The sequence below is a fragment of the Micromonospora sp. WMMD710 genome (assembly GCF_029626045.1).
Taxonomy (GTDB): domain Bacteria; phylum Actinomycetota; class Actinomycetes; order Mycobacteriales; family Micromonosporaceae; genus Micromonospora.
Genome location: NZ_JARUBD010000001.1, coordinates 2,358,096 through 2,384,448, shown reverse-complemented (window position 1 = coordinate 2,384,448; position 26,353 = coordinate 2,358,096). Strand labels below are relative to the sequence as shown.

The 26,353-nt window shown below is 74.1% G+C and carries 18 protein-coding genes; 11 read left to right on the top strand and 7 right to left on the bottom strand.

Annotated features, from left to right (window positions below; all coding sequences use genetic code 11):
* Positions 1–57: 57 nt before the first annotated feature.
* A complete protein-coding gene (locus tag O7620_RS11000; RefSeq protein WP_278122958.1) occupies positions 58–468 on the bottom strand; it encodes an MmcQ/YjbR family DNA-binding protein in 411 nt (136 codons plus the stop codon).
* Positions 469–610: 142 nt separating this feature from the next.
* On the opposite strand from O7620_RS11000, the gene O7620_RS10995 reads away from it, so the two are divergent.
* Positions 611–2,413 (top strand): acyl-CoA dehydrogenase, encoded by a 1,803-nt coding sequence (locus O7620_RS10995; protein ID WP_278122957.1) that lies wholly within the window; start codon positions 611–613, stop codon positions 2,411–2,413.
* A 13-nt stretch (positions 2,414–2,426) separates the two neighbouring features.
* On the opposite strand, the gene O7620_RS10990 is transcribed toward O7620_RS10995, so the two are convergent.
* Positions 2,427–2,603 carry a hypothetical protein gene (locus O7620_RS10990; RefSeq protein ID WP_192580455.1) on the bottom strand — a complete coding sequence of 59 codons (177 nt, stop codon included), beginning with the start codon at positions 2,601–2,603 and terminating at the stop codon, positions 2,427–2,429.
* Positions 2,604–3,007: 404 nt separating this feature from the next.
* Positions 3,008–3,721, bottom strand: coding sequence for a spermidine synthase (locus tag O7620_RS10985; protein WP_278122956.1), 714 nt, complete (start codon positions 3,719–3,721; stop codon positions 3,008–3,010).
* Between the two features lie 127 nt (positions 3,722–3,848).
* Here O7620_RS10985 and eccB point away from each other — a divergent pair, with 127 nt between their 5' ends.
* Positions 3,849–5,234, top strand: coding sequence for a type VII secretion protein EccB (eccB, locus tag O7620_RS10980; RefSeq protein WP_278122955.1), 1,386 nt, complete (start codon positions 3,849–3,851; stop codon positions 5,232–5,234).
* A gap of 12 nt (positions 5,235–5,246) precedes the next feature.
* On the opposite strand, the gene O7620_RS10975 is transcribed toward eccB, so the two are convergent.
* The 4 genes from O7620_RS10975 to O7620_RS10960 form a co-directional block, all read right to left on the bottom strand.
* A complete protein-coding gene (locus O7620_RS10975; protein ID WP_151488450.1) occupies positions 5,247–5,852 on the bottom strand; it encodes a class I SAM-dependent methyltransferase in 606 nt (201 codons plus the stop codon).
* 175 nt (positions 5,853–6,027) lie between these two features.
* Positions 6,028–6,894, bottom strand: coding sequence for a carbohydrate ABC transporter permease (locus O7620_RS10970; protein WP_278122954.1), 867 nt, complete (start codon positions 6,892–6,894; stop codon positions 6,028–6,030).
* A complete protein-coding gene (locus O7620_RS10965) occupies positions 6,894–7,850 on the bottom strand; it encodes a sugar ABC transporter permease (protein WP_278122953.1) in 957 nt (318 codons plus the stop codon). Before O7620_RS10965 ends, O7620_RS10970 begins: the two co-directional genes overlap by 1 nt.
* Positions 7,847–9,241: an extracellular solute-binding protein gene (locus O7620_RS10960; RefSeq protein ID WP_278122952.1), complete on the bottom strand. Its 1,395-nt coding sequence runs from the start codon at positions 9,239–9,241 to the stop codon at positions 7,847–7,849. The genes O7620_RS10965 and O7620_RS10960 overlap by 4 nt, the downstream gene beginning before the upstream one ends.
* Positions 9,242–9,357: 116 nt before the next feature.
* Here O7620_RS10960 and O7620_RS10955 point away from each other — a divergent pair, with 116 nt between their 5' ends.
* The 9 genes from O7620_RS10955 to O7620_RS10915 all read left to right on the top strand — a co-directional run bounded on the left by O7620_RS10955 (position 9,358) and on the right by O7620_RS10915 (position 26,349).
* On the top strand, positions 9,358–10,395 hold the full coding sequence (locus O7620_RS10955; protein ID WP_278122951.1) for a zinc-binding dehydrogenase: 1,038 nt from the start codon (positions 9,358–9,360) through the stop codon (positions 10,393–10,395).
* Positions 10,396–11,217, top strand: a complete 822-nt coding sequence (locus tag O7620_RS10950; protein ID WP_278122950.1) for a sugar phosphate isomerase/epimerase family protein — start codon at positions 10,396–10,398, stop codon at positions 11,215–11,217.
* Positions 11,218–11,255: 38 nt separating this feature from the next.
* Positions 11,256–12,578, top strand: a complete 1,323-nt coding sequence (locus tag O7620_RS10945; protein ID WP_278126946.1) for a hypothetical protein — start codon at positions 11,256–11,258, stop codon at positions 12,576–12,578.
* A gap of 60 nt (positions 12,579–12,638) precedes the next feature.
* A complete protein-coding gene (locus O7620_RS10940; protein ID WP_278122949.1) occupies positions 12,639–13,037 on the top strand; it encodes an NUDIX domain-containing protein in 399 nt (132 codons plus the stop codon).
* Positions 13,038–13,103: 66 nt separating this feature from the next.
* Positions 13,104–13,514 carry a DUF2267 domain-containing protein gene (locus tag O7620_RS10935; RefSeq protein WP_278122948.1) on the top strand — a complete coding sequence of 137 codons (411 nt, stop codon included), beginning with the start codon at positions 13,104–13,106 and terminating at the stop codon, positions 13,512–13,514.
* 319 nt (positions 13,515–13,833) lie between these two features.
* A complete protein-coding gene (locus tag O7620_RS10930) occupies positions 13,834–17,415 on the top strand; it encodes an AMP-binding protein (protein WP_278122947.1) in 3,582 nt (1,193 codons plus the stop codon).
* Positions 17,412–20,510, top strand: coding sequence for a thioesterase domain-containing protein (locus O7620_RS10925; RefSeq protein ID WP_278122946.1), 3,099 nt, complete (start codon positions 17,412–17,414; stop codon positions 20,508–20,510). The genes O7620_RS10930 and O7620_RS10925 overlap by 4 nt, the downstream gene beginning before the upstream one ends.
* Complete coding sequence (locus O7620_RS10920; protein WP_278122945.1) at positions 20,507–22,816, top strand: lantibiotic dehydratase; 2,310 nt, start codon at positions 20,507–20,509, stop codon at positions 22,814–22,816. Before O7620_RS10925 ends, O7620_RS10920 begins: the two co-directional genes overlap by 4 nt.
* Complete coding sequence (locus O7620_RS10915; RefSeq protein WP_278122944.1) at positions 22,813–26,349, top strand: amino acid adenylation domain-containing protein; 3,537 nt, start codon at positions 22,813–22,815, stop codon at positions 26,347–26,349. The genes O7620_RS10920 and O7620_RS10915 overlap by 4 nt, the downstream gene beginning before the upstream one ends.
* The last annotated feature ends 4 nt before the right edge of the window (positions 26,350–26,353 follow it).

The window sequence follows — 26,353 nt, the reverse complement described above, 5'->3', positions numbered from 1 at the left end:
GCGCGGTATCCCCGGGGCCGGACACCGCGAACGCCGGCCGACGGGCACCGCCAGCGCTCAGTCGGGTCGGTCGACCAGGGCGGCGAGCCGCTTCGGCGCCAGGACGCAGTAGCTCTCGGTGAGCAGCTCGCCGACCTCGCCCCAGTCGGTGTCGTCGTCCAGGACCATGCCCATCACGTTCGGACCCCACTCCGGCTTGTAGAAGGGGTACCCGCAACCCAGGAGACCGGCGATCTCGTCGGGCGGCGACCGGAAGATCAGCAGACAGGACGGCCGGTCCAGCGCGGCGGCGCGCGCGTGCGCCGGCTGGCGGGCGGGGTCGACGGTGAGCACGTGGGCGAAGGTCCGCTTGCGGATCCGCCAGCGGGTGCCCACCCAGGCTGGCTCCTCGTAGGTCTCCGGCAGCCCGAGGCAGACCGGGCGCAGCCGGTCGAGGACCTCGGGGTCGACGTCTCCGGGTGCGGTCACGGCCAGGGACCCTAGCGGGCCGGTACGACACGTCACCGCCTCCGCGGGCGGTGGTGTGCGCCCGAGAGATCCGTCAGGATGGGCCGTGGCGACGCGGGCCGCCGCCCGGAACCGACACACCCCGTGCCCGCTGAGGAGTACCGTGCCGTCCAACCTGCTCTCCCGCCGCGACCTGAACTTCCTGCTGTACGACTGGCTGCGGGTGTCTGACCTCGTCGAGCGTCCCCGCTACGCCGAGCACTCCCGGGAGACCTTCGACGACGCGCTGGACCTCGCCGAGCGGGTGGCCACCGAACAGTTCGCCCCGCACAACCGGGCCGCCGACCTCACCGAACCCACCTTCGACGGGCCGCGGGTGCGGCTGATCCCCCAGATCCGCGAGGCGCTGGACAGCTTCGCCGGCACCGGCCTGCTCACGGCCGGGCTGGACGAGTCGGTCGGCGGCCTGCAACTGCCCCACGCCGTCGCGGCAGCCTGCTTCGCCTGGTTCCAGGCCGCCAACGTGGCCACCTCCGCGTACCCGATGCTCACCCTCGGCAACGCCAACCTGCTGCTCACGTACGGCAGCGCCGCACAGGTCGACGCGTACGTCCGGCCCATGCTGGACGGTCGGTTCTTCGGCACCATGTGCCTGTCCGAGCCGCATGCGGGCAGCTCGCTGGCCGACATCACCACTCGCGCCGAGCCGCAGGACGACGGCACGTACCGGCTCTTCGGCACCAAAATGTGGATCTCCGGTGGTGACCACGAGCTGGCCGAGAACATCGTCCACCTGGTGCTGGCGCGGATCCCCGGCGGCCCGCCCGGGGTGAAGGGGATCTCGCTGTTCATCGTGCCGAAGGTGCTACTGGCCCCGGACGGGTCGCTCGGCGAGCGCAACGACGTGGTGCTGGCCGGGCTCAACCACAAGATGGGCTTCCGGGGCACCACCAACACCCTGCTCACCTTCGGCGACGGCGGGCACACCCCGGGCGGCCGCCCCGGTGCGGTGGGCCACCTCGTCGGGGCCGCGCACCAGGGGCTGGCCCAGATGTTCCACATGATGAACGAGGCGCGGATCGGCGTGGGGGCCGGCGCGACCGCACTCGGCTACACGGGTTACCTCAAGAGCCTGGCGTACGCCCGGGAACGGCCGCAGGGCCGGCCGGTCGGCGCCAAGGACCCCGCCGCACCGCAGGTGCCGATCATCGACCACCCCGACGTCCGGCGGATGCTGCTGGCCCAGAAGAGCTACGTGGAGGGGGCGCTGGCGCTGGTGCTCTACTGCGCGCGGCTGCTCGACGAGGAGAAGACCGCTCCGGCCGACGCCGACCGTGAACGGGCGCACCTGCTGCTGGAGGTGCTCACCCCGATCACCAAGAGTTGGCCGTCGCAGTGGTGCCTGGTCGCCAACGACCTGGCGATCCAGGTGCTCGGCGGTGCCGGCTACACCCGCGACCACGACGTGGAACAGCACTACCGGGACAACCGGCTCAACCCGATCCACGAGGGCACCCACGGCATCCAGGCGCTGGACCTGCTGGGCCGCAAGATGACCATGGGCGGCGGCGCAGGTCTCGACCTGCTGACCGGGACGATCCGGGACACGATCGAGCGGGCCCGGCGGGTCGGCGGTGAGGCCGACGAGTGGGCCGACCGGATCACCGACGCGGTGGACCGCGTGGTCGCGGTCACCCGCCGGCTCTGGGCCGACGGTGACCCGGTGCTGGCGCTGGCCAACGCCAGCGTCTACCTGGAGGCCGTCGGGCACGTGGTGGTGGCGTGGATGTGGCTGGAGCAGGCGCTGGCGCTGCCCTCGGCGGACACCGGGGACGCGTTCCACGCCGGCAAGCGGCAGGCGGCGCGCTACTTCCTCACAGTCGAGCTGGCCCGCACCGGCCCGCAGTTCGACCTGTTGGACAGCCGGGACCGGACCGCCCTCGACATGCGCGCGGACTGGTTCTGAGCCGACCCGCGCCTCAGCGTCGCCGGGTCTGGTGGTGCATCGCCTGCCGTCCCTTGACGACGCCCAGCACGATCACCACGACCAGCGCGATCAACCCGATGATGATGAGCCAACGGACCGCTTCGAGGAGCAGCCCGAGCAGGATAAGCACGCCGGCGACAACGCCGACGACCCAGAGCATGGCACGCATCAGAACCTCCAGTGACCAGCCGCGGCGCGATGCGGCGACTCCAGGGCTCCCCTTCCCGATCCCGCCCCCCCAAAACACAAGCCCGCGCCCTCGCGCCCCACGCGCCCTCGCGCCCCACGCTCGCCCGCGTCGATCATGGAGTTGTGGTGCCTCACAAATGGGGCATAGATGAACATTTTGCCCACCACGACTCCATGATCGACGCGGGCCTCGCCCGACCCGCGGCCGATCTTGCACTTCCTGTCCCGACAGAAGGTACCTACGGGGCAGAACGGCGACAGAATGTGCAAGATCGACGCGGGGGAGCGGTGCGGGGGAGCGGGCGGGGTGCGGGGGAGCGGTGCGGGGGCGCGGGCGAGGCGTGGGCGGGTGACGCCGGGGAGGGGGTGGGGTGGGGTGGGAGGTTAGGGGCGGGCTACGTAGACCGTGTTGGCGGACTGGCCGCCGGTCAGGGGGTTGGCGAACGGGACCACGTGGGCCTGCGCCGTCGTGAACACCTGGCTGAGGGTCGCGGTGAACTCGGCGTCCGGCGGATCGTCCGACCACAGCGCGAAGACGCCCTCCGGGCGCAGGAGCGCGGCCAGCCGGCGCAGCCCGACCGGCGTGTAGAAGGAGGCGTGGCTGGGGTGCAACACGTTGCGCGGGGAGTGGTCGACGTCGAGCAGTACGGCGTCGAACCGCCGGCCGGGCGCGTCGGCGTCGAAGCCGGTGTCGCCGGCGACCGCCGCGAAGAAGTCGGCCCGGACGAACCGGGTCCGCGGATCCTCCGCGAGCCCAGCGGTGAACGGCAACAGCCCTCGCCGGTGCCAGTCGATGACATCCTCGATCGCCTCGACCACCAGCAACGACCGTACCCTCGGGTCGTCCAGCGCGGCCTTGGCCGTGTAGCCCAGGCCGAGGCCGCCGACCACCACGTCCAGGGCGTCGCCGGCCAGCTCGGCGAGGCCCAGTCGGGCCAGCTCGATCTCCGCGACCGGGAAGAGGCTGGACATCAGGTACTCGTCGTCGAGCTTGACCTCGTACACCTCGACCTGGAGCGCCGGGTCGAGACGCCGGCGCAGGCTGATCTCGCCGATCGGAGTTTCCCGCCAGGCCAGCTCTTCGAAACGCGCGCCCACGGTGCCCTCTCGCCGCCGGATTCGTCCCCGGATGGTACCCGTCGGGATCGGCCCGGCCACGCAGGGTCCACGGGACATCGACGCAACGCATATCCTGTGCCCGGCCGATCCAGCGGGAAGGGACCTCATGCCGTCGCGGCAGGACCAGCTGCACTCCTACCAGTTCAGCGTCCAGCGGGCGGTCGCCGCCCTGGTCATGCGCGAGACCGACCCCGCGCAGTCGCCGTTTCGGCGGCTGGCGGGCGCCGGCCTGGCCAGCGTCCTGGTCGCGGCGATCGGGTTGGGTGGCTTCGCGCTCTACGGCCTGTTCGCCGGCGGCGGCAAGGGGTGGCGTGACCCGGGCGCGGTGATCGTGGAGAAGGAGTCCGGCGCCCGGTTCGTCTACCGCGAGGAGAAGCTGCACCCGGTGCTCAACTACGCCTCGGCGCTGCTGATCGTCGGCGCGGACTCCGCGAAGACCGTGCTCGTCTCCCGACGCTCGATCGACGGCGTGCCGCGCGGTCTGCCGCTGGGCATCGCCGACGCCCCGGACTCGCTGCCAGCTCCGGGCCGCCTCGCGACCACGGCGTGGACGGTGTGCTCGGCGGTCCCGGCCGGCGCGGGCGGTGCGGAGCCCCACTCCGCGTTGTTGATCGGCGCCGAACCCGGCGGCGGGCAGCCGCTGGGCGAGGACGCGCTGCTGCTGCGTCATCCCGACGGTGGGCTGCACCTGGTCTGGCACCAGCGGCGCTATCTGATCCGCGATCCCAACCGGGTGCTGGCGGCCCTGGCCACCACCCGCACGCGCGCGGTGCCGGTGGCGCCCGCGCTGCTCAACTCGTTGCCCGCGGGCGTCGACCTGGCCCCGCTCGCCCTGCCCGACCTGGGCAGACCCAGCACCCGGGTGCCGGGTGCCACGGTCGGTCAGGTCTACCTCGTGCGCAACTCCGGCGGCGGCCGGCAGTACGCGGTGGTGCTCGACGCCGGGCTGGCCGGGATCACCGAGTTGCAGGCCGGGCTGTTGCTGGCCAGCACCGCGCAGGGCGAGCCCGCGCCCATGACACTCGGTCAGTTCGCCGCGCTTCCCACGGTGCCCGACCTGGCTCCGAGCGGGCCGACGGCCCCACCGACGGCCCCGCCCCGCCTCGCGGCGGCCGATGGCGCGGGCCTGTGCACGCGCGTCGGCGACGACGGCGGGGTGGGCGAGGTGCGGTGGGGCGTACCGCTGCCGGACCTGGCGGCCGTGCCACGGACCGCGCCGGCCGGCGGCGCGGTCCTGGCCGACCACGTGGTGGTGGAGCCGGGTCGCGGCGCGGTGGTCGAGGCCGCCGCGGCGCCGGGTGCGTCCGGCGGCGCGGTGTCCGTGGTGACCGACCTGGGCCGGCGGTACGTGCTGGCCGACCGCGGTGTGCTCACCATGCTCGGCTACCGCGGTGTGCGTCCGGTGCGGCTGCCGGCCGGCCTGGTGAGCCTCGTGCCGGCCGGTGCGACCCTGGATCCGGCCGCCGCGCGGGCCGTCGCCGCCCCCGGGTGAGGACGTGGCGGGTCAGTCGGCCGGGCGGCGCAGGACGCTGACCGCGAAGGCCGCGTCGTCCCGCCACGGACGCAGGTCCCAGGTGGCGAAGCGGTGTTCCAGGCGCAGGCCGGCGGCGACCGCGTCGGCGTCGAACGCGGTCAGCGGGTACCCGCGCTCGGTGCCGAAGCCGACCGCCAGGACGCCGTCCGGGCGCAGGTGCCCGGCCAGCCGGCGCAGCACCTCCGGCTCGGTGCCGGCCGCGACGAACGCGAGGACGTTGCCGGCGAGCACGGCGGCGTCGAACGGCTCCGCCTCGCCCATCGCCGGCAGGTCCAACTCGGCCAGGTCGGCGACCAGCCAGCGCGGGCCGGGATGATCGGCGCGGGCGGCCTCCACCAGCGCGGGGTCGGCGTCCACCCCGATCACGGTGTGCCCGCGTTGGGCCAGCGCGGCGCCGACCCGGCCGGTGCCGCTGCCGGCGTCGAGGATCCGCGACCCCGGCGCGACCAGGGTGTCCACCAGACGGGCCTCGCCGGCCAGGTCCGCACCCTCGGCGGCGAGCTTGCGGAACCGGTCGATGTACCACTGCGAGTGCTCCGGACCGGTGTCGGTCGCCCAGCGGGTCGGGTTGGCCATACGGCCACGGTAACCGCGCCGGACGGGGCGCGACGGGTGAGGCCGGTCGGGCGCACCGATCGGTGGCAGCTCAGCGGGGCGGTGCCCGGCGTGTCGAGTCGCTCAGCTGCCACCGATCAAGGAACGGTGGGGCGCTGGGCGGCGGCCCGCCGCCCCAGCGCCCGTACGCCGTCGCTCAGCCCTTCTCCGCGCCGCTGGTCAGCCCCTCGGTGAGCAGCCGTTCACTGGCGAAGAAGAGGATCACGATGGGCAGGGTGAGGACGACCGACCCGGCCATCAGCACCGTCTTGGGCACCTCCACCCCGTCGGCGAGCAGGGACAACCCCAGCGACACCGTCCACCGGTCGGGTTTGTCGACCAGGAACAGCAGCGCGAAGAGGAACTCGTTCCAGGCGATCATGAAGTCGTAGAGCGCGACCGCCATGATCGACGGCATGGCCAGGGGCAGGCTGACGCGGCGGATGATGCCGAGCCGTCCGGCGCCGTCGATGGCGGCGGACTCTTCCAGACTGACCGGGATGGTCTCGAAGTAGTTCTTCAGCATGTAGACCGAGACCGGCAACGTCTGCGAGATGTAGACCAGCACCAGACCGAACAGGGAGCCGCGCAGCCCGGCCCGGGTGAAGACCACGAACAGCGGGATCGCGATGACGATCGACGGGAACAGGTAGACCGCCAGGAACAGGAAGTCCACCTGCCGACGGCCGAAGAACCGCAGCCGGGCCACCGCGTACGCGCCGGGGATCGCCACCACCAGGGTGAGCACGGTCGCCGCGACGGCCACCAGCCCGCTGTTGCGGATGAAGGTGAGGAAACCCTGGCCGCCGTCGTCGGTGGCCTTCAGCACCTCGGCGTACGTGGCGACGGTGAGCTCGCCGAAGGCCACCACGAGCGCGCCGGGGTCGAGCAGCAGCCGCTCGATGGGGCGCACCGAGAGCATCAGCATGTAGTAGAAGGGAAAGACGGTGACCACCAGGAACGCGGCGATCACCAGGCGGCGCAGCCAACGCAGGCTCACCGTCTCGACGACGTCCCGATCCATCAGCCGACCCTTCGTCCGAAGAAGCGCAGATAGATCAGCATGAACACGATGAGGACGACGGCCAGCACGACCGCCTGCGCGGCCGCCGCGCCGATGTCGGTACGCGCGGTGAGGAAGTCGTACACCCGCACGCTGACCACCTCGGTGCCGGCCGCGCCACCGGTGAGCAGGTAGACGTCGTCGAACTTGTTGAAGGTCATGATGAAGCGCAGCACGCCCAGCAGGGCGATGACCGGCAGCAGTTGCGGCAGCAGGATGTGCCGGAACCGTTGGGTCTGGGTCGCGCCGTCGACCCGGGCGGCCTCCTCCAACTCGCCGGGCACCGCCTGGAGCCGGGCCAGCAGGAACAGGAACGCGAACGGGAAGTACCGCCACGCCTCGAACACGATGACCGTGGCCAGCGCGGTGGACTCCTGGGTGAGGAACGGCACCGGGGCGTCCCAGCCCAGCAGGCGTTGGCCCCACTCGTTGACGATGCCGAGCTGCGGGTCGAGCATCACCTGCCAGACGAAGGTCACCGCGACCACCGGTGCCACGTACGGCAGCAGCATGGACGCCCGGACCAGGGTGCGGCCCCGGAACGGCCGGCGGACGACCAGGGCGGCGACCAGGCCGAGCAGGATCGACCCGACCGTGCCGCCGATGCTGTAGATCAACGTGACCCACAGCGTCTCGGCGAAGCCGGGGGTGTGCAGCACCCGGTCGATGTTGTCCATGGTGAACTCGCCGAACAGGCCGGTCTTGCGCAGTGTGGCGAGCCGGACCCGCTGAAAGGCGAGCAGCACGGTCCACACGATCGGGATGCCGATGACCGCGATGGTGACGAGCAGGGTCGGTGCGACCAGCGCGAGCCCGGCACGGGACTCACGGCGGCGCAGCGTCAGTGGTCGGCGCCGTGGCGGCGCCGGCCGCTCCCGGGTGGGGGAGCGGCCGGGGCCGGGCGCGGTGGTGGTCAATTGACGCCCTGCTTAATGGCGTCGACGTCCTTCTTGGCCCGACCGGCGGCGGCTGCCGCGTCGGACTTGCCGGCGATGAGGTCGGCCAGCACCTTGGGCACCGGCAGTTCGCCGAGCATCGCGCCGACCAGCTTGCCCTGCCCCTGGCTGAGCCCCCAGCGTTGGAAGGTGTCCGGGCTGCGGCGCAGCGTGGCCAGCACCTCGTCGCCGTACACGTCGGCGAGAGGCTTCTTGGCGTCGACGCCGGCCTGGCTGGTGTTCCAGGCGTTGAGGTACGCCTCGGGCTCGGCCGGGGTGCCCTTGCGTACCGGGAAGCGGCCCTCCGGGGATATCCCGAACCAGCGCGGGTAGCCGTCGCCGAGCATGTACTCCACGAAGGACTTCGCCGGGTCGGCCGCCGCGCCGTCCAGCACGGCCCACGAGCTGATCTCGCCGTACTGCGCCGGTTCGGTGCCGTTCGGGCCCTTGATCGCGGTGACGAACCCGCTGTTCTTCGCGAGGAACGACGGGTCGGCCTGGCACTGCGGGCAGGTCGGCTTGGCGTCGTTGCGCAGCCCGGCCAGCTCGTCGAGGATGAACGGCGACCAGATCACCATGGCCGCCTTGCCGGCGAAGTAGGTGGCCCGGGTGGTGTCGACGTCCTGTGCGCCCTTCACCGAACTGGTGCGGATCAGATCGCCGTAGAAGCGGAACGCCTCGACGCACTGCGGTGAGTCGAGGGTGACCGCCCCGTCGTCGCCGGTGAGCTGGCAGCCGTTGGCCAGCGCCAGATGCTCGAAGGTCTGCTGGGTGAACACGTCGCTCGGGCTGGTCGCCGCGGTGATCCCGGCGACGCCGCCGGTGTTCAGCTTCGCCGCGGCGTCGGTGATCCGTTCGTACGTGTCGGGGACCGGCAGGCCGGCTGCGGCGAACAGGTCCTTGCGGTAGACGAGCAGCTGCCCCCACCCGTCGCTGGGCACGGAGAGCTGTTTGCCGTCGTCGGAGGTCAGCTCCAGCGCGCGGGGGGAGAACGTCTGCTTGCCCAGCTTGTCGACGACCTCCGCGTTCGCCGAGGCGTGCAGCAGCTCGTTGCCGGCGAGCGTACGGATGCCGGCCAGGGAGACCGAGCCGACCACGTCGGGCAGCTCGCCGGCGGCGGCGTTGGCGGCGATCAGCGAGGGGAACTGGTCCTCGTTGACGGTCACGAGGTCGACCTGGATTCCGGTCTTGGCGGTGAAGTCGGCGATGATCGCCTTGGTGGCGGTGACGCGGTCGGCGACGTCCTCCAGACTCCAAACGGTGATCTTTTTGCTGTTGCTGTCGGATCCGTCATCTCCGCAGGCCAGCAGGGTGGACGCTGCCAGTGTCATGATCAGGGTGGTGGCGAGTATCCGCCTCGGAGGTGCTGACATCGGTGGCACTCCTCTCGAAGGGTACATGCCGGATTCAACACCTTCGATAGATCAATAACAAGACATATTGCGATTTTGTGTCTATCCTGGAGCCCGGTGCTACCGGGATGTGACACATGGGCAACTGGGTGGTCTCTCTCGCCGGGCCTCGACGGATCAGCCTCGAGCCCTGCCCGTCGGATCCGCTCGGCCCCGGCCAGGTCCGGGTCCGCACCTGCTACTCGGGCATCTCCGCCGGCACCGAGCTGACCCTCTACCGGGGCAGCAACCCCCGACTCAGCAAGGACTGGGACGACGCCGCCCGGATGTTCGTCCCCCGCCAGACGCCGGTGCCCTACCCGCTGATCGGCTTCGGCTACGAGGAGGTCGGCGAGGTCATCGAGGTCGCGCCCGACGTGGCCGACCGGCATCCGGGGCAGCTCGTCTGGGGCATCTGGGGTCACCGGGCCGAGGCGGTGCTCGCCGCCGACACGGTCCGTCCGCTGCCCGCCGGGCTGGACCCGCTCGTCGCGGTCTTCGCCCGGCCCGGCGCCATCGCCCTGACCGCCGTGCTCGCCGGTGACCTGCACCTCGGCGACTGGGTCGGCGTCTTCGGGCAGGGCGTCATCGGGCTGCTCGCCACCCGGCTCGCGGTGCTCTCCGGTGCCCGGGTGGTGGCCGTCGACCGGATGCCCGGCCGGCTGGAGCACGCCGCCCGCTACGGCGCCCGATCCACCGTGGACGTCTCCGCCGAGTCGGCCGCCGCCGTGCTGCGCGGTGCCACCGGTGGCCGGGGCGCGGACGTCTGCCTGGAGCTGTCCGGGGCGTACCCGGCGCTGCACGAGGCGATCCGGTCCACCGCACACGCCGGTCGGGTCGTGGCCGCCGGCTTCTACCAGGGCCAGGCCGACGCACTCGGCCTCGGCGAGGAGTTCCACCACAACCGCATCCAGTTGGTGGCCGCCCAGGTCTCCGGGCCCACCCCCGCGCCGAGCATGGCCGGCCGGTGGACCGGAGACCGGGTCGCGCAGACCTTCATGGACCTGGTGGCTGAGCGCAGCGTCGACCCGTTGCCGCTGGTCAGCCACATCGTCGACGCCAGCGCGGTCGCCGACGCCCTCGCGCTGCTCGACCGCGGCGCCGGTGACGTCCTCCAAGTGGTGTTGAGGTTCTAGATGACCACCATCGCGCTGGCCTGCCAGGAACAACTCCTGCCGGGCGCCAACCTGATCCAGAAGTACGCCCTCGCCGCCGCCCTCGGTTACCAGGGGATCGAGCTGCGCGGTCGCGGTGACCTCGCGTTCGCCCGCCGGTTGCCCGAGCTGCGCCGGGCCCGCGCCGCCGGGGTGGTGATGCCCACCGTCTGCGTCGAGATGGGCCACTTCATCGGCGACTTCGACCCGGACCGGTCCGCCGACGCCGTCCGTAACCTCCGCTCCCAACTCTCCGTCATCGCCGAGCTGGGCGGCGTCGGGGTGATGACACCGGCGGCCTGGGGGATGTTCTCCCGGCGGCTGCCACCGTTCGAGCCGCCGCGCCCGCCGGCCGGCGACCGGCAGGTCCTCCTCGACGCCCTCGGCGAGCTGGGCGATCACGCCCAGGCCGAGGGCGTCACCCTCTTTCTGGAACCCCTCAACCGGTACGAGGACCACATGGTCAACCGCCTCGACGAGGCGGTCGCGCTGTGCGCCGCACTCGGACTGCCCTCGGTGCGGGTGGTCGCCGACACCTTCCACATGAACATTGAGGAGGACGACGTGCACCGGGCGTTGCGCGCCGCCGCGCCGTACCTCGGGCACGTGCAGGTCAGCGACTCCAACCGCTTCCAGCCGGGCGCCGGGCACCTCGACTGGCCGGCACTGATGCGCACCCTGCTGGAGCTGGACTACCAGGGCTGGCTGGCCCTGGAGTGCCGGCTGCGCGGCGACCCGGTCCGAGCCCTGCAGGAGGCCGCCACGGTGCTGCGGCACGCGCTGCCCCGGCGGGCCGCCGCGTGAGCGCCGACGCCGGGCCGACACGCGTCGGCGGGACCACGGTGGCCCGTGCCGGTGGTCCCGCCGACCCGGCCGGGCTGCGCCAGCTCGCGGTCGACACGCTCGACGCCAACTGGGAGCACGACCACACCGTGCCGTCGCGCACGCTCTACCCGCACCAGTGGAGTTGGGACTCCGCGTTCATCGCGGTCGGGCTGGCCCAGGTCCGCCCCGAACGGGCCTGGCAGGAGTTGGCGAGCCTGTTCCGGGCGCAGTGGGCCGACGGGCGGGTGCCACACATCGTGTTCAACCCGGCGCTGCGGGTCGGCGCGTACTTCCCGGGGCCGGATCTGTGGCGCTCGGCGGACGCGGAGGGCGCTCCGGCCGTGGACACGTCCGGCCTGGTCCAGCCGCCGGTGCACGCGCTCGCGGCGTGGCTGGCGTACCGGCGCGCACCCGGGCAGGCCGGCCGGGCCGCGCTGGGCCGGCTCTATCCGGCGTTGGTGGCCCAGCAGCGCTACCTGGCCGAGCGGCGGGACGTGGCCGGCGATGGCCTGGTCTGCATCGTGCACCCGTGGGAGTCCGGGCTGGACAACAGCCCCGCCTGGGACGAGCCGATGGCCGCGGTCCGGGCCGAGGCAGCGGTGATGCGCGCGTACCGCCGGCACGACACCGCGCACGCCGACGCCGCGCACCGCCCCACGGACCTGGACTACGCGCGCTACCTGGCGATCGTCGACGCCTACCGCGACCACGGCTACGCCGACCGGCGCCTCGCCGACGGCCATCCGTTCCTGGTGGAGTGCCCGCTGTTCAACGCGGCGTTCGGCGCTGCCGAACACGCCCTCGCGGAGATCGCCGCGCTCATCGGCGCCGACCCGGGCCCGCACCGCGCCCGGGCGGCCCGGATCACCGACGCCCTCGTCCGCCGGCTGTACGACCCGGGCACCGGCACGTTCCAGCCGCGTGACCTGCGCACCGGCCGGCTGGTCGGTGCCCGGACGGTGCTCGGGTTGACGCCGCTGATCCTGCCCGACCTGCCGGCCCGGCAGGTCGACGCGGTGGTCGTCGAGGCGACGTCGGCGCGCTTCGGGGTGGCCCGGCGGATGGACCGGCCGCTGCCCAGCCACGACCGCACCGCAGCGGACTTCGAGCCGCTGCGTTACTGGCGGGGGCCGAGCTGGCTGAACATCGGCTGGCTGGTGCGTCGCGGGCTCGCCGTGCACGGGCACCCGGAGCTGGCGGCCGGGCTGCGCCGGTCGATGATCGGACTGGTGGCCGGTGCCGGCTGCCACGAGTACTTCCACCCGGACACCGGCGTCGGGCTGGGCTCACCGGCGTTCGGGTGGACCGCGGCGCTGCTGCTCGACCTGCTGGCCGACTGAGTGGGCTCCGGGCGGGCGTCGGGTGGTAGCGTGCCCGCTCTGCGCGGGCGGGAGGGTGGCGTGTCCGAGATCGACAAGGTGGCCTGGATCCTCATCGAGGACGGACGGGTGCTGAGCACCCGGTCGCGGGGCAAGGACGTGTGGTATCTGCCGGGTGGCAAGCGCGAGCCGGGGGAGACCGACCTGCAGACGCTGCGCCTGGAGATCGACGAGGAGCTGAGCGTCGAGGTGGACGTGCGCGACGCCGTGCACCTGGGCACGTTCACGGCTCAGGCGCACGGGCACGCGGCCGGCGTCACCGTGCGGATGACCTGCTACCGGGCCGGGTACGAGGGGCGCCTGCGCCCGGCGAACGAGATCGCCGAGACGGCCTGGCTGGAGTACGCCGACCGGCACCGCACCTCCCCGGTCGACCAGATCATCTTCGACCACCTGCGGGCCACCGGCCTACTGCGCTGACCGCACCGCCGTTTGCCGACCGCCTGCCCGGGTAAGCGCGCGACCCGTGGTGGACAGGAGGACGGTGTGCGGTTCCCCCGCTTCATCGACGCGGTGTCCCGGCGCTCCGGGCTGCCGCCCGAGCAGGCCGCCGTGGTGGCGCGCGCCGTTCTCCAGACGATGGCCGAACGGGTGACCGGTGGCTCGGCCACCGACCTCGCCGGGCACCTCCCCGACGAGGTGGACGGCTACCTCGGCGGCGCGGGTCGGAGCGCGGCCCGATCGGTGCCGCCGGCTCCGGGGCCGGCCGAGTTCCTGCGGCGGGTCGGCGAGCGGGCCGGTGTCGACGAGGCGACCGCCCGAGCCGGCACCGGGGCGGTCTTCGCGACCCTGCGCGAGGCCGTCACGGTGCGCGAGTTCCGGCAGATGGTGGACGGCCTGTCGCGCGATCCGGATGGCGGCGTGACCCCTGCCGTTCCGCCCGTTGTCGGGGACTGAACGCTTCGATGTCGCCATTCGGACGAGGCGCTTTCGGCCGGGAAATTCCTTAACGCAAATGGTACGGAGCCGGAAGAATGGTTGCGGCTGGCCGCTTTAGGCGAAAATCAAGCGCCGCGCCAGGGGGATGATCGGACGATGTTCGCCGTCCCTCGTCGGAGCCTTCGGTAGACCCTTCGGGTCGACTCTAGTCAATGATCTATCGCGTCACTCATCGAACCCTATGCTCCTTCCATTGTGAAGTCCTGGGGGGGATGAATGATCACCGCTGTCCATCGCTGCGCGTCCGTCCATAGTGGATCTTTGTACGCGTTCTGAGATGAAGACCTCGACCCTGGTCCACCGTTTCGGCGAGTCCGCCGCCCGCGGTGGCGACCGCTCCGCCGTGCTCGGCGACACCGATCCACTCGACTACGCCACCCTCGCCGGTCTCGCCGGAGGGCACGCCGACCTGCTGGCCGCGGCCGGCGTACGGCCCGGCGACCGGATCGGCCTGCTGACCGCCCACGGAGGCGGCACCATCGCGGCCATCCTCGGCACGCTCGCCGCAGGCGCCACCTACGTGCCGCTCGACCCCGGCTTCCCGGAGCAGCGGCTGCGCCACCTGCTCGACGGCGCCGACGTCACCACCCTGCTCTGCGGCGGCGAACACACCGAACTCGCCCGACGCCTCGCCGCCGACCGTCCCGGCCTGCGGATCGTCCCCGCCGTCGACGTACGACCCGCACCGCTGCGACCGGTGCCCGTCGACCCGGACGCCCTCGCGTACGTGCTGTTCACCTCGGGCTCCACCGGCCGACCCAAGGCCGTCGGGCAGACCCACCGCAACCTCACGCACGTGGTGGACAACCAGATCGCCACGCTCGCCCTGCGTCCGGACGACCGGCTCAGCCTGCTCGCCTCGTTCAGCTTCGACGCGGCCATCCCCGACCTGTACCCGGCGCTGCTCACCGGCGCCGCCGTCGTCCCGGTCGACCTGCGCCGGCACGGCCTGGCGTACGCCGTCGAGCAGCTGGCCCGGCACGGCGTCACGATCTACCACTCCACCCCGACCGTCTACCGGCACCTGCTGGACGCCCCCGGCGTCGACCGGCTCGACCGGGTCCGGGTGCTGCTGCTCGGAGGTGAGCAGGCCACCTACGCCGACGCCGCCCGCGCCCGGGGACGCTTCGCCCCGGACTGCGTCCTCGTCAACGGCTACGGGGCCACCGAGATGACGTTCGCCGCCCGGCACGTGCTGCCGCTGGCCGACGTCGACCCGACTGCCACCGGCCCGCTGCCGATCGGCACGGCACTGCCCGGGTACGCGCTGCGGCTGGCACCGGACGGCGAGATCGTGGTCCGCAGCCCGCACCTCGCGCCCGGCTACCTCGGCCAGAGCAGCGACACCTTCGGCCGTGACCCCGACGGCGTGCCCGCGTACCGCACCGGCGACCTCGGCGAGCTGCTGCCCACCGGCGAGCTGCGCTGTCTCGGCCGGCTCGACCGGCAGGTCAAGGTCCGCGGCTTCCGGGTCGAGCTGACCGAGATCGAGGCGGTGCTCGCCGCCGAGCCGGGCGTCGCCGAGGTACGCGCCGTCGCCCGCGGCGGCGAACTGCTGGCGTACGTCCGGCCGGCCGGTGCGTCACCCGACCCGGCCGCGCTGCGGGCTGCCCTGACCCGCCAGCTACCCGACTACGCGTTGCCCCGCGCCGTCGTGCCGGTCGCCGAGTTCCCGCTGACCGTCAGCGGGAAGGTCGACGAGCGGGCGCTGCCCGACCCGGCCTGGGCCGTACCGGTCTCGGACCGTCCGGCCACGCCGACCGAGCGGGTCGTGCACGACATCTGGTGCGACGTGCTCGGCCGGGACGCGGTCGGCCGTACCGACAGCTTCTTCGACGTCGGCGGGCAGTCGTTGCTGCTCGGCCAGGTGCAGCAGCGGTTGGCCGAACGGTTCGGCGTCGGGGTGCCGCTGCTGCGGCTCTTCGACCATCCGACGGTCGCCGCCCAGGCCCGGCTGGTCGACCCGCCCGCGCAGGCCACCCCACCGATGCCCGCCCCGATCGCCGTGTCGAACCCTGCCGTGTCGACCGCCGCCGTGTCGAGGTCGAACCCCGCCGTGTCGACCGCCGCCGTTTCGACGTCGGCCGTCGTGCCGCCGGCTCCGGCCGGCCCGCCCGCCGCCTCGGTCGGCGCGCGCGACTACACCGGGGACGAGATCGCGGTCGTCGGTCTCGCCGGCCGGTTCCCCGGCGCGCCGGACGCGGCGACGTTCTGGTGGAACCTGTGCGCCGGCGTGGACGCCATCCACGACCACAGCGACGACGAGCTGGCCGCGTTGGGCGTCGGCCCCGGCCTGCGCGCCGATCCCCGGCACGTCAAGGCCACCGGCCGACTCGACGGGGTCGCCGACTTCGACGCGGAGTTCTTCTCGTTCGGCGACCAGGAGGCCGCCCGCACCGACCCGCAGCACCGGCTGTTCCTGGAGACCGCCTGGGAGGCGTTGGAGGACGCCGGTCACGACCCGGACCGCTTCCCCGGTCTGGTCGGCGTGTACGCCGCCACCTCCGTCAACCGCTACTTCCTGTTCCACCTGATGGACAACCCGGCCGTGGTCGGCGACGTCGACCCGGACGACTGGGAGGCCCGGCTGGTCGGTCGGCAGCTCACCGACCACCTGCCCGGGCAGGTCGCGTACCGGCTGGGGTTGACCGGGCCGGCGGTGGCGGTGCAGAGCGCCTGCTCCAGCTCGCTGGTCGCGGTCTGTCTCGCGGCGCAGAGCCTCGCCGACTACCAGTGCGACCTCGCCCTGGCCGGCGGCGTGAGCGTCACCTGGCCCCGACACCGGCACACCCCCGGCGGGCTCGCCTCCCCCGACGGCCGCTGCCGGGCGTTCGACGAGGCCGCCCAGGGTGCCGGCTTCGGCTCCGGCGCGGGAGTGGTGGCGCTGCGCCGCCTCGCCGACGCGCGCGCCGACGGCGACCGGGTCCTCGCGATCCTGCCCGGCTGGGCCGTCACCAACGACGGTGCCGACCGGGCCGGCTTCGCCGTGCCCGGCCCGGCCGGGCAGGCCGCCGCGGTGGCCGGCGCGCTCGCCGCCGCCGAGGTGACCCCCGGCGAGGTCCGCCTCATCGAGGCGCACGGCAGCGGTACGCCGCTCGGCGACGCCATCGAGGTGGCCGCGCTGCACGAGGTGTACGAGGGCACCGCGCCGGCCGAGACCTGCGCGCTCGGCTCGGTGAAGACCAGCATCGGCCACCTCGACGCCGCGGCCGGCATCGCCGGGCTGATCAAGGCGGTGCTCGCCGTGCAGCACGGTGTCATCCCGCCGAACCTGCACTTCACCCGGCCGCACCCGGAGATCGACCTGGCCGCCGGCCCGTTCTACGTGCCGACGAAGGTGCGGGACTGGCCGGACGCGCCGCGCCGGGTCGCCGGGGTCAGCTCGTTCGGGCTGGGCGGCACCAACGCGCACGTCGTGGTGGAGCAGCCACCTCCGGTGGAGCCACCGGACCCCGGGGCGCCCGGCGCGCACCTGCTACCGGTCTCGGCGCGTACCCCGGTGGCGTTGCGGGCGGCGCTCGGTCGGCTGCGGCGGCACCTGGCCGGCACGGCACCCACCCTCGCCGACGTCGCCGCGACGCTGGCGCTGGGCCGGCGCGAGTTCGGCTGCCGGGCGGCGGTGGTCGCCATCGACGCGGCCGGCGCGGTCGCCGCGCTGGACGAGCTGCTCCGCACCGACACCCGGGTCGCCGGCCCGCCCGGCGCGCTACGCGAACTGGCCGCCAGCTGGGTGGCGGGCCAACACCTGGACTGGACGGCCCTGCAGCCGGCCGACGCCATCCGACGCACCTCGCTGCCCACCTACCCCTTCCAGCGGCGGCGGTACTGGATCGATCCTCCTCAGAAAGGCGTGCGGTGACCTGGTTCCTCTCCGCCGGCAGCCGCGATCCGGCACCGGTGCAATTGTTCTGCCTGCCCTACGCCGGTGCTGGCGCCAGCGCCTTCCGGCACTTCCCGAGCTGTTTCGGCCCGGACGTCGAGGTGCTGCCGGTGCAGTTACCCGGCCGGGAGAACCGGATCAACGAGACCCCCCGGTTCCGGGTCGCCGAGGTGGCCACCGCCATCGCCGAGCGGGTCGACGGACCGTACGCGATCTACGGCCACTCGATGGGCGGCCGGCTCGGCTTCGACGTGGTCCGCGAGCTGCGCCGAGGCGGGCACGCGCTGCCCCTGCGGCTCTACGTCGGTGGCGCCCGCGCCCCGCACATCAGCGCGCCCAGCGCCTTCGACGGGCTGTCCCAGGTGGACGACGAGGAGCTGCTGCGCCGGCTGCGCGCCGGCGGCGGGCTGCCTGCCGAGGTGCTGGAGCATCCCGAGCTGGTCGAGCTGCTGCTGCCGTTGCTGCGCGCCGACTTCGAGCGGGTGGACGGCTACCGGTACCGCCCCGAGGAGCCGCTGCCGGTGCCGATCGTGGTGTTCAGCGGGCGCGACGACCGGGCGGTCACCCGGGAGCAGAGTGCCGCCTGGCGGGAGCACACCTCCGCCGGCTGCGCACTGCACGAGCTGGACGGCGGGCACTTCTTCCTGCACGACGCGCTGCCCGAGCTGGCCGCGGCGATCCGCGCCGACCTGCGCGCCGCGCTCGACCGGAAGGCCGCTCGCACCCCGACGTCGGGCGGGCCGGCGCGCGCCGCGGCGGACGGGCACCGGGTACCGCTGGGCGACACCGGCTGGTCGGTGTGGCGCGACGCCATCCTGCGCAGCACTGGCTTCCCCGCCGTGGGCTTGACCATGCTCGCCGCCCCGCAGGCCGCCGCCGCGGCCGACGAGCTGCTCGCCACCGGCACCGGTGCCGGCCTGTTCGACAAGGAGTTCGCCGAGGCGATCGCCGCCACCGGCCGGGGGCTGAGCGAGCTGGCCGCCGACCCGCTGCTGCGCGAGGCGGTCACCTGGCAGAACCGGAGTGCGCTGATCGCCCTCGACGGCCTGGCCCGGGGCGGCCCCGACGCCGTCCGCAACGTGCGACGCCGGGAACGGGAACGCATGCTGCTCAAGTACTGGCAGCGGTACTGCGGCAAGAACGAGACCGTCGGCTTCTTCGGGCCGAGCTGCTGGGCCACCATCGACCCCGAGCTGCCCGTGGCGGCGCAGGTGCGCCCCGGCGCCGCGCTGACCCGCAGCCGCTGGGTGTGGTTCGAGTCCTGGGCGCTGACCGCGTACGCCGAGCGGATCGGTCAGGACCCGGCGGTACGCCGTTGGTGGGCGCCCCGGCTCGCCCCGCACCTGTGCCTCGTCGGCCGGGAGGTGCGTCGGCCGGGCCGGCCCCCCGTCCCGCTGTCCCCGGTGGAGGCGGCCCTGCTCGCCGCCGCCGACGGCCACCGCACCGCCCGCGACGTGGTGACCGACCCGAGCATCGGGCTGCGCCGACCGGAGGACGGGTACGCGCTGCTGGACCGGCTGGTGCAGCGCGAGCTGGTCACCTGGGACGCCGAACTGCCGGTCAGTCCGGCCGCCGAGGAGGTGCTGCGGCAGCGGATCGCCGCCGTCGGCGACGCCCCGGCCCGGGCCGCCGCCCAGGCGGGCTTCGACCGGCTCTGCGCCGCCCGGGACGCGGTCGCCGCGGCGGCCGGCGACCCGGACCGGCTGCGGGTGGCCCTCGACGCGCTCGACGCGACGTTCACCGCCCTGACCGGCCAGTCCGCGCAGCGCCGGGCCGGACAGATGTACGCCGGCCGGACCCTCTGCTACGAGGACACCAGCCGGGACCTGGACGTGGTCTTCGGAGCGCCGCTGCTGGACTCCGTCGCCGCGCCGCTGGCCGTGCTGCTGCGGGCCGCCCGCTGGCTGGCCGTCGCGCTCGAGGACGCGTACGGGGCGGTGTTCCGGGAGCTGTACGAGGAGCTGCGCGCCGAGGCCGGCGACGCCCCGGTCGCCCTGTCCGACCTGTGGTTCCTGGTCCAGGGGCTGTTCTGGGGCACCCGTGAGCGCCCGGTGGACGCGGTCGCCGCTCAGTTCGCCGCCCGCTGGGCGGAGCTGTTCGAGCTGGATCGGCAGCCTCCCGGCACCACCGAGGTGCGTCTCGACGTGGCGAACCTGGCCGCCCGGGTCGACGAGGCCTTCCCGGCCGTGCGGACGGACTGGTCCAACGCCCGGCTGCACAGCCCCGACCTGCAGATCTGCGCGGCCGACGCGGCAGCGCTGGCCCGGGGCGACTACACCGTGGTGCTCGGCGAGCTGCACGCCGCCTGGCCGTCGTTCGACTGCCAGGCGTTGACCCCGTCGCACCCGGACGCGGAGCGGCTGCGCGACGCGCTGGCCGCCGACCTCGGTCCGCACCGGATCCGGCTGCTCTTCCCGACCGACTGGCCGCGGCGCACGAGCCGGGTCGCGGAGGCGCTGATCGGCCCGACCGACCGGCAGTTGGCGTTCGCGCCGGCGCCCAACGCCGACCCGGACCGGGTGCTGCCCACCGTGGCGCTGACCGTGCACGACGAGGCGGGTCGGCTGGTGGTCGCCGCCGCCGACGGGCAGCGTTGGTCGCTGACCGAGGTCTGCGCCGGGCTGCTCAGCACACACACGGTCGACGGCTTCAAACTGGTCGCCGCCGCGCCGTACACCCCGCGGATCACCCTGGACCGGCTGGTGGTGGCGCGGCAGACCTGGCGGACCACGGTCGGCGCGTGCGGCGTGGGCGCGGTGACCGGGGAGCGGGCCCGCTTCCTGGCCGTGCGGGACTGGCGGCGCCGGCTGGGCCTGCCGGAGCAGGTGTACGTCAAGCTCGGCACCGAGACCAAGCCCTGCTTCGTCGACCTGAGCAGTCCCGCCTTCGCCACGATGTTCTGCGCGATGGTGCGGGCGGCCGGCCGGGACGGCGGAGACGCCACGACGCTGGTGGTCAGCGAGATGCTGCCCACCCCGCAGGACGCCTGGGTGCCCGACGCGGCGGGCCGGCGCTACTTCAGCGAACTACGACTGCACATCGTGGACACCGACAAGCCGGAGCTGATTCGATGAACCACCTGTTGCCCCTTGGCACGACGGGCTGGTCGGTCTGGCGCGACGTGGTGCTGCGTACCGCCGGCTTTCCGGCCGACGGCCTGGCCGCCTTCGCCGCCCCGGAGGCCGCCGCCGCCGCGGACGCGCTGCTGGCCGGCGAGGACACCGCAGACCTTTTCGACAAGACGTTCGCCGAGGCCCTGGCCGGGGCCTCGGTGACCGCCGGCGAGATCGCCGCCGACCCGCTGTTGCGCGAGGCGGTCACCTGGCAGAACCCGGCCATGGTGACCGCCCTGGACGGGTTGCTGCGTACCGATCCGTCGGTGCGCAACCACTGGCGGCGCCGGCGCGAGCTAAGCCTGCTGCGCTACTGGCAGCGCTACTGCGGCAAGGCCGAGACGATCGGCTTCTTCGGCCCGGTCTGCTGGGGCGTCCTCGATCCCGCTGAGGAGCCGACCCGGCTGCGGCCGGGGCCGGGGCTGCTGTCGGGCCGGTTGGTGCGCTTCGAGGCGTGGGCGTTGATCGCGTACGCCGATCGGCTCGCCGACGACCTGGACGTGCGTCGCTGGTGGGCGCCGGCGCTGGCGCCGCACCTGACGGTGGAGGGCCGGCGGCTGCACCGGCCGCTGCACCCCCCGGTGGAGCTGTCCACGCTGGAGGCCCGGCTGCTGGCCGGCTGCGACGGGCGTACGTCGGCACTGCGGCTGGTCGAGGGGATCCTCGCCGACGGCGACGCCGGCCTGCGCTCCGCCGCCGACGCGTACCTGCTGCTCGACCGACTGGTCGAGCGTGGCCTGCTGACCTGGGACGCCGGTCTGCCGATCAGCCCCCGGGCCGAGCAGGTGCTGCGGGAGCGGCTGGACGCGATCGGCGCGGCCGACCTGCGCGCCGAGGTGATCGACGGCTTCGATCGGCTCTGTGCGCGCCGCGACGACGTCGCCGCGGCGGCCGGCGACCCGGACCGGTTGGGCGCCGCACTGGAGGCGCTGAACGCGGAGTTCACCGAGGTCACCGGCCGGCCCGCCACCCGGCAGGCCGGTCAGATGTACGCCGGCCGGACCGTGGTGTACGAGGAGACCACCCGGGATCTCAGCGTGACCGTCGGCGCGGGGGTGCTCGATGCCCTCGCCGCGCCGCTGGCCGTGCTGCTCCAGGCCGCGCGGTGGCTGACCGCGGAGATCGGTGCCGCCTGCGAACGACTCCTCGGCGAGCTGTACGAGGAGTTGCGCGCCGACGGGCCGGTGCGGCTGGCCGACGTCTGGTCCCTGGCCCAGGGGCTGCTGCTCGCCCCGGAGGGGCCACTGGCAGCCGCTGGAGCCGGCTTCACCGCCCGCTGGGCGGAGTTGTTCGACCTGGCCGCGCTGCCGCCGGGGCAGTCGGAGCTGCGGCTCAGCGCCGCGGAGCTGACCGAGCGGGCCCACCGGGTGTTTCCGGCGACCGCGCCGGGTTGGCCGTCCGGCCGGATCCACGGCCCGGACGTGCAGATCAGCGCCGTCGACCTGGACGCGTTGAACCGGGGTGAGTTCCTGCTGGTGCTGGGCGAGCTGCACCCGGCTCACGTGCCCTTCGACAGCGCGGTCTTCGTGCCGTTCCACCCGGACCCGGTGGCGCTGCGCGCCGGGCTGGACGCCGACCTCGGCCCGGCCCGGGTCCGGGTGCTCTACCCCGAGGGCTTCCCGCGGGTGACCACCCGCACCACGTACGGGCTGAACAGCGCGGCCGACCGGCAGCTCGGCATCGACACCGCCCGCGGCGGTGAGATCGACCGGTTGGTCCCCGCCACCGAGGTGCGGGTGGTGCCGGCGGGTGACCGGCTGGAGGCGGTGCTGCCCGACGGCAGCCGCTGGCCGCTGGTCGAGGTCTTCGCCAACCTGCTCGGGTCGTTGCTGCTGGACAGCTTCAAGTTGCTCGACCCGGCGCCCCACACGCCCCGGATCACCATCGACCGCCTGGTGGTGGCCCGGCGGACGTGGCGGGCCACGGTGGGGGACAGCGGTCTGGCCGGGGTGAAGGGGGAGGCTGGCCGGTTCCTCGCGGTGCGCCGGTGGCGTGCCCGGCTCGGCCTGCCGGAGCGGGTGTTCGTGAAGCTCGGCACCGAGGTCAAGCCCTGCTATGTGGATCTGACCGGCCCGCTCTACGCCCAGTCGCTGTGCGCGATGGTCGACGCCGCCGCCCGTACCGGGCCGGACGTCGCGATCGTGGTCACCGAGTTGCTGCCGACGCCCGGTGACAGCTGGGTGACCGACGCGGAGGGCCGCGGGTACGTCAACGAGCTCCGCCTGCAGGTCACCGATCCGAGCAGCTACCCCGGGGGGAACGCGTGACCGACATCCTGTCTGTCAGCGCCGTGCGGGGCGAGTCGCTGCCCTGGCCGGACGCGACGCTCGCCGAGCTGGTCGTGGCGCAGGCCGCCCGCACTCCGGACGCGGTGGCCGTGCGCCAGTGGGACATCCGGCTCAGCTATGCCGAGCTGCTGTCCCGGGCCGCCGGGGTGGCCGCCGCGCTGCGTGCCCGGGGGGTCGGTCGGCAGACCCGGGTGGGTGTGTGCGGCACCCGCCGACCCGACTTGGTGGCCACCGTGCTCGGTGTGCTGCTGGCCGGCGGTTGTTACGTGCCGCTGGAGCCGGGCGGCCCGCGTCGGCGGTTGCGCGGGATCGCCGCCGACGCGGGCCTGTCCCTGGTGGTGGGCGACGCCGCGGAGGCCGAGTTCGGCGGCGCGCCCGGCGTCGAGGCGATCGGCCTGCCCGGGCCGGCTCCCCTCGCGCCGTGCCCGGCCCGCCCCGGCGATCCGGCGTACGTGCTGTTCACCTCCGGCTCCACCGGCCGACCCAAGGGTGTGCTCACCACCCACCGCAATGTGGTCGAGTTCGTCAGCGGCGTGGTCGCGCTCAGCGGAGCGGACGCCGGCGTGCGCAGCCTGGGCATCGCCTCGCTGGGCTTCGACGCGGCCACCATGGACCTGTTCGTCCCGCTGCTGCTCGGCGGCACCGTGCAGCTGCTCGGCGCCGGGGACCGCGCCGACCCGGTGCGCCTGGCCCGGTTCATCGTCGCGCACGAGGTGAACTGGGGCTTCATCACGCCCACCGTGCTGGCCATGCTCGACCCGGCGGAGGTGCCCGACTGGCGCACGGTGCTGTGCGGTGGCGAGGCCGTCCCGGCCGCGTTGGCCGCGCGTTGGTCGCCCGGCCGGCGTTTCCTCAACGGGTACGGGCCGACGGAGACCACGGTGCTGGCGGTCAGCGGCCCGTTGAGCGCCGCCGAGACGGACCCGGTGCCGATCGGCCGGCCGCTGCCCAACCACCGTGCGTACGTGGTGGACGCCGCGCTGGACCTGGTGCCGGTGGGGGAGACCGGTGAGCTGCTGATCGGCGGGCCCGGGCTGGCCGACGGCTACCTGGGCCGCCCCGCGCTGACCGCCGAGCGCTTCGTCCCTGATCCGTTCTCCGGCCTGCCCGGTGAGCGCCTGTACCGCACCGGTGACCTGGCCCGGCACGACTCGGACGGGCGGATCGTCTACCTCGGCCGGGCCGACCGGCAGGTCAAGATCCGGGGGCAGCGGATCGAGCTGGGTGAGGTCGAGGCGGTGCTGGCCGACCTGCCCGGCGTCGCCTCGGTGGCCGTCGAGGCGGTGGCCGGGCCGGCCGGCACCGAACTGGTCGCGTTCCTCACCCCGGCGGACGCGCCCGACGACGCGCGGCTGCGCGCGTACGCCGGCAGTCGGCTGACCGCCGCGATGCTGCCGGCCCGGGTGCTGCGCCGCGCCGCGCTGCCGGTGAGCCCGACCAGCGGCAAGCTGGACCGGCCGGCGTTGCGGGCGCTGGCCGTCACCGCCCTCACCGTCCCCCCGGCCGAGCCGGGCGACGCGGCGGTGCCCGCCGACGTGACCGGTGACCCGGTCGCGGCGACGGTGGCCGGGATCTGGACCCGGCTGCTGGGCGCGCCACCGGGCCCGGACACCGACTTCCTCGCCGCCGGTGGCAACTCCATCGTGGCGATGCGGCTGGTGGCCGCCCTGCGCGCCGAGCTGGGCCGGCAGGTGGACACCCGGGAGGTGTTCGCGCTGCGCGGCTTCGGCCGGTTGGTCGAGCAGGTCGCCGTCGCGCCGAGCGCCGGCGACGAGTTGAGTACCGGCAACCCGCCGACGCTCTCCCCGCCGCAGCGCCGGCTCTGGTTCGTCGACCAGCTCGCGCCGTCCAGCGCGCCGTACAACATCGCGGTGGCGCACCGGTTGCGCGGGCCGCTGGACACGGCCGCGCTCGGCGCCGCGCTGCGGGCCGTGGCCGTCCGGCACGACGTGCTGCGGTGGCGCATCCCGCAGACCGGCGGCGTGCCGTACGCGGTCTGCGCGGAGCCCACCGACGTGGCGGTGCCGGTGGTCGACCTGACCGACAGCGCCGACCGGGAGGCGGAGCTGGCCCGGATGCTCGCCGCCGGTGCCGCGCACCCGTTCGACCTGGCCACCGGGCCACCCTGGCAGGTGACCGTCTACCGGCTCGGGCCGGACGAGCACGTGCTGGCGGTCACCTGGCACCACGCGGTCTTCGACGGGTGGTCCGAGCGGGTCTGCTACGACGATCTGGCCACCGGGTACGGCCGGGCGGTGGCCGGCCAGCCGCCGGCGCTGCCGGAGCTGCGCGCCCGCTACGCCGACTACGCGGTGTGGCGGGACGCGCGGGACCGGCGTCGGGGCCAGGCCGACCTGGCCTGGTGGGCCGGGCACCTGAGCGGCGCGCCGACCGTTGTGGAGCTGCCCCGCGACCGGCCCCGGCCGGCGGTGCAGACCTACGCGGGCGCGGAGGCGTCCGTCCGGTTGTCGGCGCCGGCCGACCACGCCGTGCGGGAGCTGGCCGAGCGGCGCGGCACCACGGTCGCCGCGGTGCTGCTGGCCGCCTTCGGTGAGCTGATCGCCCGGCTCACCGGCGGCGACGACCACGTGCTCGGGGCGATCGTCGCCGACCGGCGGCTGGCCGCCTTCGACGACGTGGTCGGCTTCTTCATCGACACCGTGCCGGTCCGGGTACGGACCGGCGGCGCGAGCTTCGCCGAGCTGGTCGATCGGTGCGCCGGCGAGCTGCACGAGGCCACGGCGCACCCCGGCGCGCCACTGGAACGCATCGTCGAGGCACTGGGCGTCGGCCGGGACACCGCCCGGGCGCCGCTGGTGCAGGTGCTGTTCAACGTGCTCAACTTCGCCCCGCCCCGGCTGGACCTGAGCGGGCTGAGCGCCGAGCCGGTGGCCGTGCCGAAGCCCGGCTCGCCGTTCGACATCACCGTCTACGTGGTGGAGCGCGACGGCCGGGCCGGGATCGAGGTGGTCTACAACCCCGACCTTTTCGACGCCACTCGGATCGAGGACCTGCTCGCCGACCTGGCGGACCTGGTGGACGCGCTGGCCGCCGCGCCGCACGCGCCGACCCGTACGGTGGCCGGGGACCTGCCCCGGCCCACCGTACGGGTGCCGCAGCTCGGTGCCATGACCGTCGCCGGTGCGGAGGCCTCCGGCCCGCCGTCCGGTCTGCTGCCCGCCGGACCGGACGGGCTCACCGAGACCGAGGAGCTGATCGCCGGCATCTGGCGGGAGGTCCTCGAGCGGGACCGGGTCGGCGTCACCGACAACTTCTTCGACATCGGCGGCCACTCGCTGGCGCTCGCCGCCGTGCACGCCCGGCTGACCGCCGCCACCGGCCGCTCGATCCGGATGCTCGACCTGTTCCGCCATCCCACCGTCCGGGCCCTCGCCGCCAGCCTGGACGGCGCCGCCGACCGGCCGGAGCTGGCCAGGGCCGCGATGCGGGCCGCCGCCCGCCGTGGCCGTACCCGCCGTATCCCTCCCCGCCGCCCTGGCGGCACCGCGTGACGAA